14 protein-coding genes are annotated in these 16,362 nt (G+C 41.7%); 7 read left to right on the top strand and 7 right to left on the bottom strand.

Annotation, left to right across the window (positions count from 1 at the left end; translation table 11 throughout):
* Positions 1-163: 163 nt before the first annotated feature.
* The gene (rsmF, locus tag PARC_RS10350) at positions 164-1,615 is read right to left on the bottom strand and encodes a 16S rRNA (cytosine(1407)-C(5))-methyltransferase RsmF (protein WP_010554206.1); all 1,452 of its coding nucleotides are present in this window, start codon (positions 1,613-1,615) and stop codon (positions 164-166) included.
* 265 nt (positions 1,616-1,880) lie between these two features.
* Between rsmF and PARC_RS10345 the strand changes: the two genes are divergently transcribed.
* The 5 genes from PARC_RS10345 (at position 1,881) to prpF (ending at position 8,948) form a co-directional block, all read left to right on the top strand.
* Entirely contained in the window at positions 1,881-2,573 is a 693-nt protein-coding gene (locus PARC_RS10345; RefSeq protein ID WP_002962362.1) for a GntR family transcriptional regulator, read from the top strand.
* Between the two features lie 118 nt (positions 2,574-2,691).
* The gene (gene prpB / locus PARC_RS10340; RefSeq protein ID WP_002962361.1) at positions 2,692-3,570 is read left to right on the top strand and encodes a methylisocitrate lyase; all 879 of its coding nucleotides are present in this window, start codon (positions 2,692-2,694) and stop codon (positions 3,568-3,570) included.
* A 305-nt stretch (positions 3,571-3,875) separates the two neighbouring features.
* Positions 3,876-5,003: a bifunctional 2-methylcitrate synthase/citrate synthase gene (prpC, locus tag PARC_RS10335; protein WP_010554207.1), complete on the top strand. Its 1,128-nt coding sequence runs from the start codon at positions 3,876-3,878 to the stop codon at positions 5,001-5,003.
* 157 nt (positions 5,004-5,160) lie between these two features.
* Entirely contained in the window at positions 5,161-7,770 is a 2,610-nt protein-coding gene (gene acnD / locus PARC_RS10330) for a Fe/S-dependent 2-methylisocitrate dehydratase AcnD (RefSeq protein WP_007582479.1), read from the top strand.
* Between the two features lie 11 nt (positions 7,771-7,781).
* On the top strand, positions 7,782-8,948 hold the full coding sequence (gene prpF / locus PARC_RS10325) for a 2-methylaconitate cis-trans isomerase PrpF (protein WP_010554208.1): 1,167 nt from the start codon (positions 7,782-7,784) through the stop codon (positions 8,946-8,948).
* Between the two features lie 116 nt (positions 8,949-9,064).
* Here the strand turns inward: prpF and PARC_RS10320 are convergent, their stop codons facing one another.
* Together PARC_RS10320 and PARC_RS10315 are read right to left on the bottom strand one after the other, a co-directional pair.
* Positions 9,065-9,706: a CPBP family intramembrane glutamic endopeptidase gene (locus tag PARC_RS10320; RefSeq protein ID WP_010554209.1), complete on the bottom strand. Its 642-nt coding sequence runs from the start codon at positions 9,704-9,706 to the stop codon at positions 9,065-9,067.
* A gap of 65 nt (positions 9,707-9,771) precedes the next feature.
* The gene (locus PARC_RS10315) at positions 9,772-10,344 is read right to left on the bottom strand and encodes an inner membrane-spanning protein YciB (protein WP_010554210.1); all 573 of its coding nucleotides are present in this window, start codon (positions 10,342-10,344) and stop codon (positions 9,772-9,774) included.
* Between the two features lie 191 nt (positions 10,345-10,535).
* Between PARC_RS10315 and PARC_RS10310 the strand changes: the two genes are divergently transcribed.
* Together PARC_RS10310 and PARC_RS10305 are read left to right on the top strand one after the other, a co-directional pair.
* Positions 10,536-10,805, top strand: a complete 270-nt coding sequence (locus PARC_RS10310) for an HU family DNA-binding protein (RefSeq protein WP_007375441.1) — start codon at positions 10,536-10,538, stop codon at positions 10,803-10,805.
* Between the two features lie 464 nt (positions 10,806-11,269).
* Positions 11,270-11,848, top strand: coding sequence for a type 1 glutamine amidotransferase domain-containing protein (locus PARC_RS10305; RefSeq protein ID WP_007582489.1), 579 nt, complete (start codon positions 11,270-11,272; stop codon positions 11,846-11,848).
* A 109-nt stretch (positions 11,849-11,957) separates the two neighbouring features.
* Here PARC_RS10305 and trpA read toward each other — a convergent pair whose 3' ends face one another.
* The 4 genes from trpA to trpD are packed head-to-tail and all read right to left on the bottom strand — an operon-like array spanning position 11,958 to position 16,362.
* Complete coding sequence (trpA, locus tag PARC_RS10300; RefSeq protein WP_010554211.1) at positions 11,958-12,779, bottom strand: tryptophan synthase subunit alpha; 822 nt, start codon at positions 12,777-12,779, stop codon at positions 11,958-11,960.
* Positions 12,776-13,960, bottom strand: coding sequence for a tryptophan synthase subunit beta (gene trpB / locus PARC_RS10295; protein ID WP_010554212.1), 1,185 nt, complete (start codon positions 13,958-13,960; stop codon positions 12,776-12,778). Before trpB ends, trpA begins: the two co-directional genes overlap by 4 nt.
* Positions 13,961-13,967: 7 nt before the next feature.
* Positions 13,968-15,332, bottom strand: a complete 1,365-nt coding sequence (gene trpCF / locus PARC_RS10290) for a bifunctional indole-3-glycerol-phosphate synthase TrpC/phosphoribosylanthranilate isomerase TrpF (protein ID WP_010554213.1) — start codon at positions 15,330-15,332, stop codon at positions 13,968-13,970.
* The gene (gene trpD / locus PARC_RS10285; RefSeq protein WP_010554214.1) at positions 15,325-16,362 is read right to left on the bottom strand and encodes an anthranilate phosphoribosyltransferase; all 1,038 of its coding nucleotides are present in this window, start codon (positions 16,360-16,362) and stop codon (positions 15,325-15,327) included. Before trpD ends, trpCF begins: the two co-directional genes overlap by 8 nt.

Below are 16,362 nucleotides of genomic sequence, written 5' to 3'. Positions count from 1 at the left end.
AAATTGAGTCTAGCGTTAACTAAAAACTTTCTGGTTCGTTAGGGAGAAGAAGAAAGTACTTAAAACTATAGTAAAGCTACTCAATAAAGTATAACTAATTTTGCCATCTAGTTACATTTGATAACAAAGGATTAGATTAATTATGCGTAATTTGTACTTTAGTTTAACCCCAGCTTATTAACTGCGTATTTTGCACTAGATCGCGTGGTAGTGAGTTTTTGATCTTATTTTTTTGCCATTTCCCGAGCCCGATAGGGCAACCACACAGTGTTAAAACTACTTCACCTATTGTTTGAGTTGCCTCAGCTAAGCGTATATCTTTACCTTGAAAGTAATCATTTGCTTGCTCGTTATTTAAGGCAAATATATTAGTTTTACACTCATTGCCAAACACGGTTGCATACTCGTGCGTTAGTCTCACGCCATTTTTATGAATAATGCCAATTTGAATACCTAAACGTGCGTACTTAATTTTATTTTGTACGGCTTCAAACCCTTGTGGAAATAACCATAGTTCTTTATCACGCTGCATTAAGCTGCCAGGCAGGGTAGTTATCCCAAAGTGTTTTTTAAGCGATTGCATAAACGCGGCACATTGTTTTTTATCAAACTCGTTAAACGGGAATGCACCTTTTTTAACAGTTTGATTTGAGTTATCGCAACTTGCGTACTTTTTAAATTTAGCAATAAAAAAGCCTTCGCTATCGAAGGTTTGCGGCCAAACATGCAAATAGCCTTCACTTGTGGTGGCTTTGCTGGCACCTTGAAATAAATCACTTAGTGACTCAGGCGCTATATAGTCGCCAAATTCACTGAGTAAATAATCGCACACTTGTTGGTTTTCGAGCGGGGTAAGTGTGCATGTTGAATACACTAAGGTGCCACCTGGCTTTAATGCATAAAATGCGCTTTTAATTAAGTCTTTTTGTACTTGGGCTATTTGTATGTTTGATTCTATTGACCAATTTTTTAGTGCGTCGGCATCTTTACGTACTGTGCCTTCGCCAGAGCAGGGCGCATCTAGCAATATGCTATCAAAGCATTCAAACATGTAGTTGCCAAATATAACGCCATCAAAGTGTGAGAGCGCACAGTTACCAACCCCCATGCGTTTTAAGGTAGCGCTGAGTACCTTTAAACGAGATGACGAAAGCTCATTTGCAACAAGCACGCCTTGGTTATCCATAAGTGCTGCAAGCTGCGATGTTTTAGAGCCTGGTGCTGATGCCATATCAAGCACGGTGTTATTTTGAGAGTCTGCGAGTTCAATACTTTGCTTTAATGCGATAGGGGGCAGCATTGAACTTGCTTCTTGCACGTACATAGCCCCGCTTAGATGCAAGTCGGTATTACCTAGGGCTAGGTTTTGCTCTTCATCGCTTGGGCGCTCTAACCAAAAGCCTTCACTGCACCATGGGATTGGGGTTAGCAGCCAATTTTTTTCAGTTGCACGTTTTACAAATTCTTCGATGCTAATTTTTAATGTATTAACGCGGATAGATTTTCTGAGCGGCCGACGACACGCATTTAAAAAGTCATCTAAGTTTAGATGCGCTGGTAAATAGGTTTTTACGTCATCAATAAAGTGCTCAGGAATAAAAGTGTTGGCGTTCACGCGTTAGCTCATACTATAAAAATAAAGCGCGATAATAGCATTTATGTGAGGTGTTTTCAGTGCTAAAAAGCGTAACATCTGATTTATTACGCTGTCGACACTTCACTGTTTTAGTCCATTTTAAAACCATTTTTATGCGACTTTAGGTTAATAGTGTCGACAATGGGTGTGTTTTTTAGCCATTTTGATAGGTTTAAGGGTTGACATGATTTTTTAATAAGCCCATAGTAACCACATTAATTGTCGACAATCTAAAAAATAACTTATGACACACACATTTTTAAACGAAGCGCCTATAACTACCGCATCAGATCAAGTATTTGTAGATATGCGCCGTGAGATTGTTGAAGGCAGTATAGTTCAAGGCAGTAAAATATCAGAGCCTGAGCTTGCCAAACGTTATGGTGTAAGCCGTGCAACACTTAGAGAGGCGTTAAATCGCCTAGAAAGTTGCTACCTTGTTGAGCGTAAAGCTAACGTAGGTTGCCGAGTAGTTGCCCTTACCGCTGAACGCTTGATTGAAGTTTATCAAGTTCGTAGTTCGCTTGAAGGTTTAGCATGCAGGCTTGCTGCCGACAATATGGAACCCGAAGAAGTAAAAGGCTTAAAGCAATTACTTAATCAGCACCTACAAACACAGCGTGTTAAAGAGGGCGAGTCTTATTATCAAGAAGCCGGCGATTTAGATTTTCATTACCGTATTATTCAAGGCAGTAAAAACGCGCATTTAATTCATTTACTGTGTAACGAGCTCTATCAATTAATACGGATGTACCGTGTACAAATGGGCATGGTGGGGCCGCGTGTATCAAAAGCGTTTGATGAGCATTTAGCTATTATTAACGCGATTGAAAACCACGATGGCGAACTGGCCGAAATGCTTATGAAGCGCCACATAAGTGCATCGCAAGCAAATATTCAAACCAAATTTGATTTATTAGCTAAGCAGAAAGCATAAGCTGTTAAAAGCTAAAAGCTAAAAGCTAAAAGCTAGCAAGAGCAGTTAAACAGTCACAATTACAGATTAAAACTATAAGTTACTCCACGTAGCAACCGTTCAAAGTGAGGAGAAAGTAATGTCAGCAGGATTAAAATTTAAACATGCTATTGCCAATAACCGCCCGTTACAAGTGGTAGGTACTATTAACGCCTACACAGCGATGATGGCTGAAAAAATGGGTCACCAAGCTATTTACCTCTCAGGTGCCGGTGTTGCAAACGCCTCGTTTGGTATGCCTGATTTAGGTATGACAAGCCTTGATAACGTGCTTGAAGATATTCGTCGTATTACTGGTGCTAGCGATTTACCACTACTTGTTGATGCCGATACCGGTTGGGGTGGGGCGTTTAACATTGCACGCACAGTAAAAGAAATGACTAAAGCCGGTGCGGCGGGTTTTCATATAGAAGATCAAGTAGCGCAAAAGCGCTGTGGCCATCGTCCTAATAAAGAAATTGTAAGCCAAGGTGAAATGGTTGACCGCATTAAAGCGGCGGTTGATGCAAAAACCGATAGCGATTTTTATATTATGGCGCGTACCGATGCATTTCAAAAAGAAGGTTTAAACGCCGCGATAGACCGTGCAGCTGCCTGTGTTGAAGCCGGTGCTGACGCTATTTTTGCAGAAGCCGTACACGACCTTGCTGATTACCAAGCATTTGCAAAAGCGATTAACGTTCCAATTTTGGCAAACATTACTGAGTTTGGCCAAACACCAATTTACACTAAAGAGCAGTTAAGCGATGTAGGCGTTGAAATGGTGCTTTACCCACTAAGTGCATTTAGAGCCATGAACAAAGCAGCATTAAACGTGTATTCAGCAATTTTGAATGAAGGCTCACAACAAAGCCAAATTGAAAATATGCAAACGCGCTCTGAGCTTTACGATTTTTTAGATTACCACACGTACGAGAACACACTCGACACCCTTTTTTCATCAAAATCTGACAAATAATAATTTGGGCGTATTAATCTTTAGTGGTTGAATTTGCAGCAGTATGTTTGGTGTTTAGGCAAGGCAGAGCCTATGCAGTGTGGTTATTCCCCATAAATAGGCGATAACGCAGCATAAACACCAAACATGCGCTGCCCGTCGGGTTCTTTCTAGGGACGATTATCTCTTTGTTGCTCGGTTTTTACTTAGTCCACTAGGTTACAAACCTCGCGCCGCGATTTAATCGCCCCTAGATTGAACAAATTTCAATCTACAAAGTTCAATACGTCCAACAATCACACACAAATTTAAGATAGGAGAAGATCATGGTAGATAAAGCATTAGGCGGCGCGGGTTTACGCGGACAAGTGGCTGGTCAAACAGCATTGTGTACTGTTGGGCAAAGTGGTTCTGGTTTAACGTATTGTGGTTACGATATTAGCGAACTTGCTGAAAAAGCGCAGTTTGAAGAAGTGTCTTTTTTACTTTCACGCGGTGAGTTACCTACAACAAACGAACTGGCTGAGTATAAAGCTAAACTTAAAAGCTTACGCGGCTTACCAGATGCACTTAAAACTGTGCTTGAAAACATTCCTAAAGACGCGCATCCAATGGATGTAATGCGCACGGGCTGCTCAATGTTGGGTAACCTTGAGATGGAGCTTGATTTTAGCGAAGCTAATGATGCAATCGACCGTATGATTGCAGTGTTCCCAAGTATTATTTGTTACTGGTACCGCTTTACACACGATGGCGTACGCATTGAAACACAAACAGATGACGACTCTGTTGGCGCACATTTTTTAACGCTGTTACATGACAAAGCACCTAGTGATTTATTTGCACAAGTGATGAACGTATCACTAATTTTATACGCAGAGCATGAGTTTAATGCTTCTACATTTGCGGGTCGTGTGTGTGCATCAACGCTTTCTGATATTCACTCTTGTGTAACAGGTGCGATTGGTACGCTACGTGGCCCACTTCATGGTGGTGCTAACGAAGCAGCTATGGATATGATTCAAGGCTTTACAAGTGCTGAGCATGCTGAGCAAGAAGTTATGGGCATGCTTGAGCGTAAAGACAAAATAATGGGTTTTGGCCATGCGATTTATCGCGAGTCTGATCCACGCAATGTAATTATTAAAAAATGGTCTGAAAAACTAGCGGCAGAGGTGGGCGATACCGTGCTTTACCCTGTGTCTGTTCGTTGTGAGGAGATTATGTGGCGCGAGAAAAAACTGTTTTGTAACGCCGATTTTTTCCATGCATCTGCTTATCACTTTATGGATATTCCGACTAAATTATTTACGCCAATATTTGTAATGAGCCGCGTTACTGGTTGGACTGCGCATGTAAAAGAGCAACGCGCTAACAACCGTATTATTCGCCCAAGTGCCGATTACACAGGGCCTGATGCACGTAGTTACACACCAATCGAATCAAGAAGTTAATTATTTTTAACTAAGGTGAGCCAATGGCTCACCTTTACGGCTTTAATGCTTTATATAATAAAAACAACTACAAACCTAAAGCCTTTCTTGAAAAATACCAATTGCACTCTCCATAAAATTGGTACTACATCCGTCACCAAATTAGCGAACCCTTACCATGACCATAATTAATAATACCCAATACCGTAAACCTCTGCCGGGCTCAAATGTCGACTACTACGATACGCAAGAAGCCGTAGATGCAATTAAGCCAGGTGCATACGCCACGCTACCTTATTCATCACGTGTATTTGCCGAAAACCTAGTACGCCGATGCGATCCTGCCATGTTAACTGATGCACTTAATCAGCTGATTGAGCGCAAACAAGATTTAGATTTTCCGTGGTATCCGGCGCGTGTGGTGTGCCACGATATTTTAGGGCAAACAGCACTTGTTGATTTAGCCGGTTTGCGTGATGCAATTGCAGCCAAAGGCGGCGATCCGGCAAAAGTGAATCCGGTAGTACCCACGCAGTTAATAGTGGATCATTCGTTAGCGGTAGAGCATGCCGGTTTTGATCCTGACGCATTTGAAAAAAACCGCGCCATTGAAGACAGACGAAATGATGACCGTTTCCACTTTATAAACTGGACTAAAACTGCGTTTAAAAATATTGACGTTATTCCACCGGGTAACGGCATTATGCATCAAATTAACCTTGAAAAAATGTCGCCGGTTATTCAAAACCGAGATGGCATTGCATTCCCAGATACCTTAGTTGGTACCGACAGCCACACGCCACATGTTGATGCGCTGGGCGTTATTGCTGTGGGCGTAGGTGGGCTTGAAGCTGAAAGCGTGATGCTTGGTCGTGCTTCTTATATTCGCCTACCTGATATTGTCGGTGTTGAGCTAACAGGTAAGCGCCAACCCGGTATTACCGCTACCGATATTGTGTTGGCCATTACTGAATTTTTACGTGAGCAACGTGTTGTTTCTACTTATTTAGAGTTTTACGGTGAAGGTGCCGACGCGCTTACTCTTGGCGACAGAGCAACCATTTCGAACATGACGCCTGAATTTGGCGCAACTGCAGCCATGTTTTATATCGATGATAAAACAATAGATTACTTGCGTTTAACAGGCCGTGAAGAAGAACAAATAGCCCTTGTAGAAAACTACGCTAAAACAGCAGGCCTTTGGAGCGATAGCTTAAAAACCGCAAAATATGAGCGTGTGCTTAAGTTTGATTTATCAAGCGTGGGGCGCAATATTGCCGGTCCATCTAATCCACACCGCCGTGTATCGACAAGCGATTTAGCTAAAGAAGGTATTTCGGGTGTTGTTGAAAATGAAGAAGGCTTAATGCCAGACGGCGCGTGTATTATTGCCGCTATTACTAGCTGTACTAATACGAGTAATCCACGCAATGTAATTGCCGCTGCACTACTTGCCCGTAACGCAAATGCTAAGGGTTTAATGCGTAAACCTTGGGTTAAAACTTCATTAGCACCAGGCTCAAAAGCGGTGCAATCATACCTTGAAGATGCAAACTTACTAACAGAGCTTGAGCAACTTGGCTTTGGTATTGTTGGTTTTGCGTGTACAACGTGTAACGGTATGAGCGGTGCCCTTGACCCTGTTATTCAAAAAGAAGTGATCGATCGCGATTTATACACTACCGCGGTGCTTTCGGGTAATCGTAACTTTGATGGGCGTATTCATCCTTATGCTAAACAAGCATTTTTAGCGTCACCTCCTTTAGTTGTTGCGTACGCTATTGCAGGTACTATTCGCTTTGATATTGAAAAAGGGATACTAGGGCAAGATCAACAAGGCAACGATATTACGCTTAAAGATTTATGGCCGTCAGATGAAGAGATTGATGCAGTAATTAAGCAAAGCGTTAAGCCAGAGCAGTTTAGAAAAGTATACGAGCCGATGTTTAATTTAACCGTAGATTACGGTGAAGATAACGATCCACTTTACGACTGGCGCCCAGAAAGTACGTACATTCGTCGCCCTCCTTATTGGGAAGGTGCACTTGCGGGTGAGCGCACAATGACCGGTATGCGTGCGCTTGCAGTTCTTGGCGATAACATTACAACCGATCATTTATCGCCATCAAACGCAATTATGGCAAGTAGTGCTGCTGGTGAATACCTGACCAAAATGAACGTCCCAGAGGAAGACTACAACTCGTACGCAACGCACCGGGGCGATCATTTAACAGCGCAGCGTGCAACATTTGCAAACCCTAAACTACTTAATGAAATGGTACTTGATGAAAACGGCGAAGTTAAGCAAGGCTCCTACGCACGCTTAGAGCCACAAGGTACTAATACTCGTATGTGGGAAGCAATCGAAGCCTACATGGAGCGTAAACAACCGCTTATTATTGTAGCCGGTGCCGATTACGGGCAAGGTTCGTCGCGCGATTGGGCCGCAAAAGGCGTAAGACTTGCAGGCGTTGAAGTAATAGCAGCTGAAGGTTTTGAGCGTATTCACCGTACTAACCTAATTGGTATGGGGGTTTTACCGCTTGAGTTTAAAGCAGGCACAACGCGTAAAACTCTAGAGCTGGATGGCAGCGAAACGTACGATGTATCAGGCGATTTAAAACCAGGTGCCACCGTTAATTTAAGTATTACCCGTAAAGATGGTGAAGTACTCACTGTGCCTATGAAGTGCCGTATTGATACCCAAGAAGAGCTTTCTATTTACGCGGCTGGTGGTGTGTTACAACGCTTTGCACAAGACTTTTTAGAAGCAACGCAATCTGCATAAGGGCAAGCATTATGTTTAAACCGCAAATTAAAGTGCCTGCAACCTATATGCGTGGCGGCACCAGTAAAGGTGTATTTTTTAATTTAACTGATTTGCCAAAGCCTGCTCAAGTAGCAGGCGAGGCGCGCGATAATTTATTACTGCGCGTTATTGGCAGCCCCGATCCGTATGCCAAACAAACGGATGGCATGGGTGGTGCTACATCAAGTACCAGTAAAACTGTAATTTTAAGTAAAAGTGAGCAAACTGACCACGATGTAGATTATTTATTTGGTCAAGTGGCGATAGATAAACCTTTTGTAGATTGGAGCGGTAACTGCGGTAACTTAACCTCAGCAGTGGGTGCTTTTGCCATTAGTAATGGTTTGGTCGATAAAAGCAGAGTACCCGATAACGGTGTTGCTATCGTGCGTGTGTGGCAGGCTAATATTAAAAAAAGCATATTAGTGCATGTCCCCATGACAAATGGCGAAGTACAAGAAACCGGCGACTTTGAGCTCGATGGCGTTACATTTGCAGCAGCTGAAGTAAAACTTGAATTTATTGACCCCGCTGATGGCGATGGCGCGTTATTTCCAACTGGTAATGTAGTTGATGATTTAGAAGTACCGGGTGTTGGTACTTTAAAAGCAACAATGATAAATGCAGGTATTCCTACCATATTTATTAACGCCATTGATATTGGTTATACCGGCACAGAGCTGCAAGACGATATAAATAACGATGTTGCAGCGCTTGAAAAGCTTGAAACCATTCGTGCTTATGGCGCTGTTAAAATGGGCTTAATCACTAACATTAGTGAAGCGCAAGCTCGCCAACATACACCAAAGGTTGCGTTTGTTGCAGCGCCTTTAGATTACAAAGCGTCTAGCGGTAAAATTATTGAGGCTGCCAATATCAACTTATTAGTACGCGCTATGTCGATGGGTAAACTGCATCATGCCATGATGGGCACAGCCGCTGTAGCTATTGGCACTGCCGCAGCAATTGAAGGCACACTCGTAAATATAGCCGCTGGTGGAGGCGCATTGAGTGAAGTTAACTTTGGTCATCCGTCGGGCACGCTAAAAGTAGGTGCTGAGGCTAAAAATAATGCTGGCAACTGGCTAGTTACCAAAGCAAGTATGAGCCGAAGTGCACGTGTATTAATGGAAGGGGTTGTAAGAGTACCTCAGTAGTCCCTCATTAATAACTATCGTGCAGCCATCGCATAAGTATTGTGATTAATTTACAGCATCAAAATACTTATGCGCTTTGTGCTTTCTTTGTTGTCATAATTAATAACAAAACAGCATTAACTCATAGCGCCTGAATCGAGGTAGCTGCCAATCCCGAGTGTAAACATCCATATCCCCCATAAACTATGCTCAATAACACACACGACGGTTGAGCGGCTTTGTGCATAGGTATAGGCAAACAGTAAGCCACCTAAAAATGCTAAGGCTACTGCAATCCAATTTGCATACACAATATGCGCTAACGCAAATACACTCGCACTAACTACAATACGCACTGCTTTTTTGGGCATGATGCGTTTATAACGATGAAAAAAATACGTTCTGAATATTAACTCTTGAGGAATAACCGACAGTATTGGGTAGAGTAGCAACAGTAAAAGCCAATCATTAAACGAGTTGCGGGGAAGGGTAAACCAGTTGCCCTGATGAATAATCCCGTAAAACATACCTGAGAACAGTGCACCTAAAAAAAAGAAGCTAAACACACGTTTTTTAACAGCAGAAAATTGCCCAAGGCTTGTAAGCCTAAAACGTTTAAAATGCGGATCGCCCAGTAGCAACATACAACACACGCTCATTAAAATAATAAGCGCAGGAATAAGCCAGTTAGCTAAATACTCGCGTAATACAAAACCCAACGAGGGTAGTAACACAAAAATGAGGGTAAATTCAAACCAGCGATATTGATTGGCGTTCAAGGTCGTCTCAACTTGTTTTTTTAATAAACTATCAAGCTAAGACGACATTTTTATGACGAGGGGGCTTACTTTGCTGGTTCTTCACTAGGGAGGTATTTGTACAAGGCAATAATAGTGGCAAAAATACTCACAAAGGTAATACCCATTAAACCAAACACTTTAAAATTAACCCAAAAGTCGAGCGAAAAATTATATGCAATATAAATGTTTAGTGCTGCGATGCCAGCAGTTATAGCAACCCACATTAGGTTAAGCTTATCCCATAATGGTTCTGGGACAACAATGGCTTGTTTTGTATCATTAGCATTTTCGAGTATTGAACTAAGCGCTTTTTTAACGAGATTTTTCTTAAGTACATAACGGCTAACAAGTAACGTTAAGCTTAAACCTGCGTATATGAGTGTTGCTTTCCATTTTATGTATTGCTCATCATGAAGTACCAGCGTTAACGTACCAAACACAGCAGCAATGCCAAAAAATATCCACTGACGAGTAGGCACAGTTCCATGTTTAAAGTAGCTATAAGCAACTTGAATGAGCGTAGTGGCCATTAATAAACCGGTAGCCCAGTAAATATCGACTAGCTTGAAAACTGCAAAAAACAGTATGAGTGGGATGTATTCAATTAATGCGTGCATATACTACCTAAATTATACAAAAAAGAGTCAAAGGCTTTTTACCACATAAAGCTTAGCAACTACAAGGTTGACTTGTTGCCCTGTAACCCTTAGCCTGCGTGGCTTTATTGCCAATTTGGTTTGGTATTTTTTATATCATCATATTCCCACGCTTAACCAACACTGATTTGGCGTGTATTTAGGAGCCTAAAATGAATAAAGCAGAACTCGTTGCTGCCATTGCACACAAAAGTGAATTAACAAAAAAAGATTCTCAAGCGGCGCTTTCAAGCTTGCAAAAAGTAATTACTAAATCGCTCTCTGAGGGCGATCAAGTTCAAATTAATGGCTTTGGTACGTTTGCATTAAGTTACTATCCAGCGCGTACTGGGCGTAACCCGCAAACAGGCGCAGCAATTGAAATAGAAGGCGCAAATAAAGCGGTTTTTAAACCGGCTAAAGCGTTAAAAGATCTACTTTAAATTTATTTAAGGTTTTAAACCCCGTATTGATAGATAAGTTACATGAGCGCGAAGTAAATTCGCACCTACGGGTATATGTCGTAGGTGAGGTTTTGCACCTCGCGTTTGGTGGCTTTAAATTATATGAGCTGGAAATAAATTCGCACCTATGTAGATTATTCATAATCTCTAAATGATTTACATGGCATTATAAATCCCACAGACATTAAATCCTTTATTTTCAATTGCTTGTTATCGGCATGCATTATGCTGTTTAACTGTGTGTTTCGAACATATTTTTAAACAATACCAATCAGCTTATATATGGGGTCTATTGAACGTTAAGAAAATCACGCTAGAACTAGGCAAAAATTTTTCGTATTTAGTTGTTCTAAATGAAAGATTTTTAACAACGTTATAGTGCGATTTAATTCGTTAAATTGCTCAAAGATTTATGCAGGTTGGTATAACATAAGGAGATCTCAATGAGTACATTACAAACAAGCACGCGTTTACAAGGCAAAAAAATTGCAATTCTAGCCACTGATGGATTTGAGCAAAGTGAGCTTTTATCTCCACGCAGCGCATTACTTGATGCTGGTGCAAACATCGAGATAGTATCAATTAAAGAAGGCCAAATTACGGGCTGGGATGAAGACAAGTGGGGCGATAAGGTAACAGTAGATAAACTAGTTACAAACGCAGACCCTGCTGATTACGACGCGCTTATGCTACCTGGTGGTTTATTTAACCCAGACAGTTTACGCCAAGATAAAGATGCTAAAGCCTTTATTGATGGCTTTTTTGGGGCAGAAAAAAACAAACCCGTTGCTGCTATTTGCCATGCGCCGTGGCTGTTAGCCGAAATTAATAAACTGCGTGACCGTACTATTACCTCTTTTCCAAGTATTAAAAGCGATTTAATTAATGCAGGTGCCAATTGGGTTGACCAAGAAGTATGTGTAGATAAAGGCTTAGTAACGAGCCGAAGCCCAGCTGATTTAGAAGCATTCAATGCTAAATTTATTGAAGAGATTTTAGAGGGTAAACACCAAGCTCACTAGTTTTCTTTTTAAAACGTTTGGATATTGATACAGCGTTTGATTTTAAAAAACAAAAAAGGGCATTTTAAATGCCCTTTTTTTAATGCGTATAAAACACGCCCTAGTTAGCTTATAGCGATGTAGCTGCTTTCATATCAGCTACAAATGCTTTTAGTTGCGCGGTCATTGTTGGTAAATCATTAAGGTTAGCTTCAATAATTTTAACCACAGCAGAGCCTGAAATAGCACCGGCTGCTCCTGCATTAAGAGCCGCTTTTACACCATCTGGCGTTGAAATACCAAACCCTAAAAGAGCAGGGGCTGCATGGTATTCTTTTAATTTAGTAACAATATTACCAGCAGGCATTTGTGCTTTAGTATCGGTACCGGTAACACCTGCGCGCGATAGTAAATACGTGTAACCACGACCGTAAGAGGCGCACTGGCGAAGTGTGTCGTCATCTGCATTTGGTGTTGCAATAAAAATTGGGTCTACACCGTTATCCATAGCTGACTTTCTAAACATTTTAGATTCATGTAAAGGCACATCAGCCACTAAAATTGAGTCTACGCCTACTGCTTTTGCATCTTTATAAAATGCTTCTATACCGCGTTTAAACACAAGGTTTGAATACAATAATAAGCCAATTGGAATATCGGCATTATACTCACGTATTTCTTTAATAATATCAAAGCAATCTTGGGTATTAATGTGCACATCGAGGGCGCGAATATTAGCTTTTTGAATTACTGGACCATCTGCAATTGGGTCAGAAAACGGAATACCAAGCTCAAGCGCATCAGCGCCCCCGTCAATCAGACTTTTAATAATCGCAATACTTTGCTCTTTACCTGGGTCGCCAATCGTTACAAATGGTACAAACGCACCTTGTTTTTGCTCGTTAAGCGCTGCAAACATTTTGCCGTAACGATCCGTTTTTACTAGGCTCATAGCTGACCTCTTTCAGTTAGTACATTGTGAACGTGTGCTAAATCTTTATCGCCACGACCACTTAAATTAATCACTATAACACTTTCCTCGGTTAGCTCCTCTGCGTACTTAAGCGCATAAGCTAACGCATGGCTTGATTCAAGTGCCGGAATAATACCTTCATTTTTAGCAAGCGACTGAAACGCATCAAGCGCTTCTGTATCGGTAATACCCACGTATTGAGCGCGACCAGTTTCGTGTAAAAATGCATGTTGAGGACCAACAGCTGGGTAATCAAGGCCCGCTGATACAGAGTAAGACTCTTCAATTTGGCCATCGTCATTTTGCATAATATACGTATAAGTACCGTGTAATATGCCTTTAGTGCCTTTACAAATTGTTGCACCGTGCTCATTTGTATCAAGACCTTTACCAGCAGGCTCAACACCAATTAATTTAACGCCTGGCTCGTCAATAAAATCAGTAAACATACCAATTGCGTTTGAACCACCACCAACACAGGCAATAACAGCGTCAGGTAAACGACCTTCTGCTTTAAGTACTTGTTGCTTAGCTTCTTCACCAATAATTTTTTGATACTCGCGTACAATTGTTGGGAATGGGTGAGGACCCGCAGCTGTACCTAGTAGGTAGTGCGCGTCTTGGTAGTTTGCTGACCAGTCACGCAGCGCTTCATTTACGGCATCTTTTAATGTGCCAGAACCCGCTGTTACCGGAATAACCTCTGCGCCCATTAACTTCATTCTAAATACGTTAGGTTGCTGACGTTCAACGTCTTTTGCGCCCATATAAATACGACACTTTAAACCTAGTAATGCACATGCAAGCGCGGTTGCAACACCGTGTTGACCAGCACCTGTTTCAGCAATAACTTGTTTTTTACCCATACGCTTAGTAAGTAACGCTTGGCCAAGTACTTGATTCGTTTTGTGTGCGCCGCCGTGTAATAAGTCTTCACGCTTTAGATACAGTTTTACTTTTGGGTTTTTAACTAAATTGCGCGTTAAAGTAAGTGGGGTAGGACGACCCGCATACTCGTTTAATAATTTACTTAGCTCTGCCTGAAACTCAGGATCTTTTTGTGCTTTGTTAAATTCGTTTTCTAACTGCTTAAGCGCAGGGACAAGTAACTCGGGTACAAACATACCGCCAAACTCGCCAAAATAAGCTGGATTTTGCATTTTAACCTCAATAATTTCTGATGCTTGTGAAAGCATTATGTAATTTGTTAGGGCACTTTTTACCCGCAGATTCTTCAACGCCTGAGTTTAAGTCAAGGCCTAAGGCACCTTTAAAAAGCGCATCTTTAATATTGTCTGGATTTAAGCCTCCAGCGAGCATAAATGGTGTAGTTGCGCCGCTAAGCACCGACCAATCAAATGCTTTACCAGTACCGCCAGCTTGTGTATCACTGTGCGTATCGTAAAGGTGTCGATCAACCCCATTTACAGGCGTTGGCAATGCATCTTTTATTGCTTGGGCTTTCCAAATTTCGCAATTAGTTGGTAACTGTGTACGCAAGTCAGCAATGTAATCGTCACTTTCTTGGCCATGTAATTGAACTGCCGCCAATTTTAGCACACTTGCGTATTGAGCAACTTGCTCAATGGGAGCATCTACAAATACACCAACAAAGTTAAGTGGTGCGCTTTGGCTCAGCTCTCTTGCGCAATCTAAATCGACATAGCGAGGCGATTTAGGATGAAAAATTAAACCACCATAAACAGCACCGTTTTGATATGCCGCTTGTGCATCTTGGCTACGTGTTAAACCACATACTTTATTGTCACCTAAAATAACACGGCGACATGCTTGCTCTAAATCACGCTCGCCCATAAGTGAGCTGCCAATTAAAAAGCCATCGCATAGAGGAGCTAAACGTTTTACGTCTTGATGGGTGTAAATACCAGATTCCGAAATAACCACTTTATCAGCCGGAATAAGCTTTCGTAGTTTTTCAGTAGTGGCTAAATCGGTGCTTAAATCGCGTAAATCGCGGTTATTAATACCAATAATTTGTGCATCAAGTGCAAGTGCGCGGTGTACTTCTTCTTCATTACTTACTTCGGTTAACACCGACATATTAAGTGAATCGGCAACAGCATACAGTGCTTTATAGCTTTCGTCATCGAGTACCGAAAGCATCAGTAATATAGCGTCACCACCATAAATACGTGCCATGTACACTTGGTACTCATCTATAAAAAAGTCTTTACAGATAAGCGGTTGTTCTACTTGGCTGCGCACAAATTCGAGGTAGTCAAAGCTGCCTTGAAAATATTTAGCATCAGTTAACACACTCATGCAGGTAGCGTATTTTTTATAAACTGAGGTAATTTCAGTTAAATCAAATGGGTTTCTAATTAACCCTTTTGAAGGCGATGCTTTTTTACACTCTAAAATAAACTGAGTGCCAGGTGCTGCAAGTGCTTTATAAAAACTACGGCTTGTAGGCACTGCAAGATGCTTAAAGCTTTCAAGCGGGCGTGCAGCTTTTCTTTCAATTAGTTCTAATTTTTTATCAGCAACAATTTTGTCTAATACATTAGCCATTACTTACCTCAATAATTGCACTTAGTGTGTTCATGGCTTGCCCTGAACTTAATAATGTTTGTACTTGTTTTGCCCCTTCTTTTAACGTTTCTGCTTTACCTGTTAGGTATAGAAGGGCAGCTACGTTAACCACAATAGCAGCATTATGTGCATCTGTGCCTTTGCCTTGCAAGATGGCGAGGCTAGCATTTGCGTTGTATTGTGGGCCTTCACCAGCGAGTTGTTCAAGTGAATAGTTTGCAAGGTCAAAGTCGCTTGGGTTTAGTGTGTACTGCGTAATCTCGCCATTATTTAGCTCAACTACCGTTGTTGGGCCGTGTAGGGCTATTTCGTCAGTGCCCGAGCCGTGAACAATCATAGCGCGCTTTGTGCCAAGGGTTTTAAGTGTTTGTGCCATTGGCATACACAACGCTTCGTTATACACACCTAACAATTGCACTTCAGGTGCTGCAGGGTTAGCAAGCGGACCTAAAATATTAAAAATAGTGCGTGTTTTAAGCGATGTTCGTACGCCCATCGCATGGCGTACGCCACTGTGATAGTGCGGTGCAAACAAAAAGGTAAAATTGGTTTGCTCAAGACATCTTGCAGCTTGCTCTGGGCTCATATCTATATTAATGCCCAGGGTTTTGAGTAAATCGGCTGAGCCTGAATTACTCGATACACTGCGATTACCATGTTTTACCATGTTAATACCGGCAGCAGCGGCAACAATTGCAGCCGTTGTACTTATATTAATTGTGTTTGAACCATCGCCACCAGTGCCACAGCTATCGGCAAGTTGCGTACTGCTGGTAGTAAAAGCAACGGCGTTTTCGCGCATTGAAGCTGCAGCGCCTGCAATCTCGTCGCTTACTTCGCCTTTAATTTTAAGGCTTATAAGTAGGGCGGTTAGTTCAATTTCACTCATATTACCTTGCATTATTTCATCAAAAAGCGCTTTGGCGTCTGCGTAGCTTAATGATTGCCCAGTAATTAGTTGCTCAATCGCGTGTTGAACATTTATGGGTTGTTCTGGTTGTGTACTCAT

Origin of the sequence: Pseudoalteromonas arctica A 37-1-2 (assembly GCF_000238395.3) — a bacterium.
Lineage (GTDB): Bacteria > Pseudomonadota > Gammaproteobacteria > Enterobacterales > Alteromonadaceae > Pseudoalteromonas > Pseudoalteromonas arctica.
The sequence above is the reverse complement of the archived record's forward strand: the minus strand, read 5'-3'. Positions and strand labels throughout refer to the sequence as shown.

Bases quoted from the DNA above. Each gene is read 5' to 3' on its own strand.
- PARC_RS10310 (WP_007375441.1), top strand. From the start codon at position 10,536: ATGAATAAAGCAGAACTCGTTGCTGCCATTGCACACAAAAGTGAATTA.
- trpD (WP_010554214.1), bottom strand. From the start codon at position 16,362: ATGAGTACACAACCAGAACAACCCATAAATGTTCAACACGCGATTGAG.
- prpC (WP_010554207.1), top strand. From the start codon at position 3,876: ATGGTAGATAAAGCATTAGGCGGCGCGGGTTTACGCGGACAAGTGGCT.
- acnD (WP_007582479.1), top strand. From the start codon at position 5,161: ATGACCATAATTAATAATACCCAATACCGTAAACCTCTGCCGGGCTCA.
- prpF (WP_010554208.1), top strand. From the start codon at position 7,782: ATGTTTAAACCGCAAATTAAAGTGCCTGCAACCTATATGCGTGGCGGC.
- PARC_RS10345 (WP_002962362.1), top strand. From the start codon at position 1,881: ATGACACACACATTTTTAAACGAAGCGCCTATAACTACCGCATCAGAT.
- trpCF (WP_010554213.1), bottom strand. From the start codon at position 15,332: ATGGCTAATGTATTAGACAAAATTGTTGCTGATAAAAAATTAGAACTA.
- trpA (WP_010554211.1), bottom strand. From the start codon at position 12,779: ATGAGCCTAGTAAAAACGGATCGTTACGGCAAAATGTTTGCAGCGCTT.
- trpB (WP_010554212.1), bottom strand. From the start codon at position 13,960: ATGCAAAATCCAGCTTATTTTGGCGAGTTTGGCGGTATGTTTGTACCC.
- prpB (WP_002962361.1), top strand. From the start codon at position 2,692: ATGTCAGCAGGATTAAAATTTAAACATGCTATTGCCAATAACCGCCCG.
- PARC_RS10305 (WP_007582489.1), top strand. From the start codon at position 11,270: ATGAGTACATTACAAACAAGCACGCGTTTACAAGGCAAAAAAATTGCA.
- PARC_RS10315 (WP_010554210.1), bottom strand. From the start codon at position 10,344: ATGCACGCATTAATTGAATACATCCCACTCATACTGTTTTTTGCAGTT.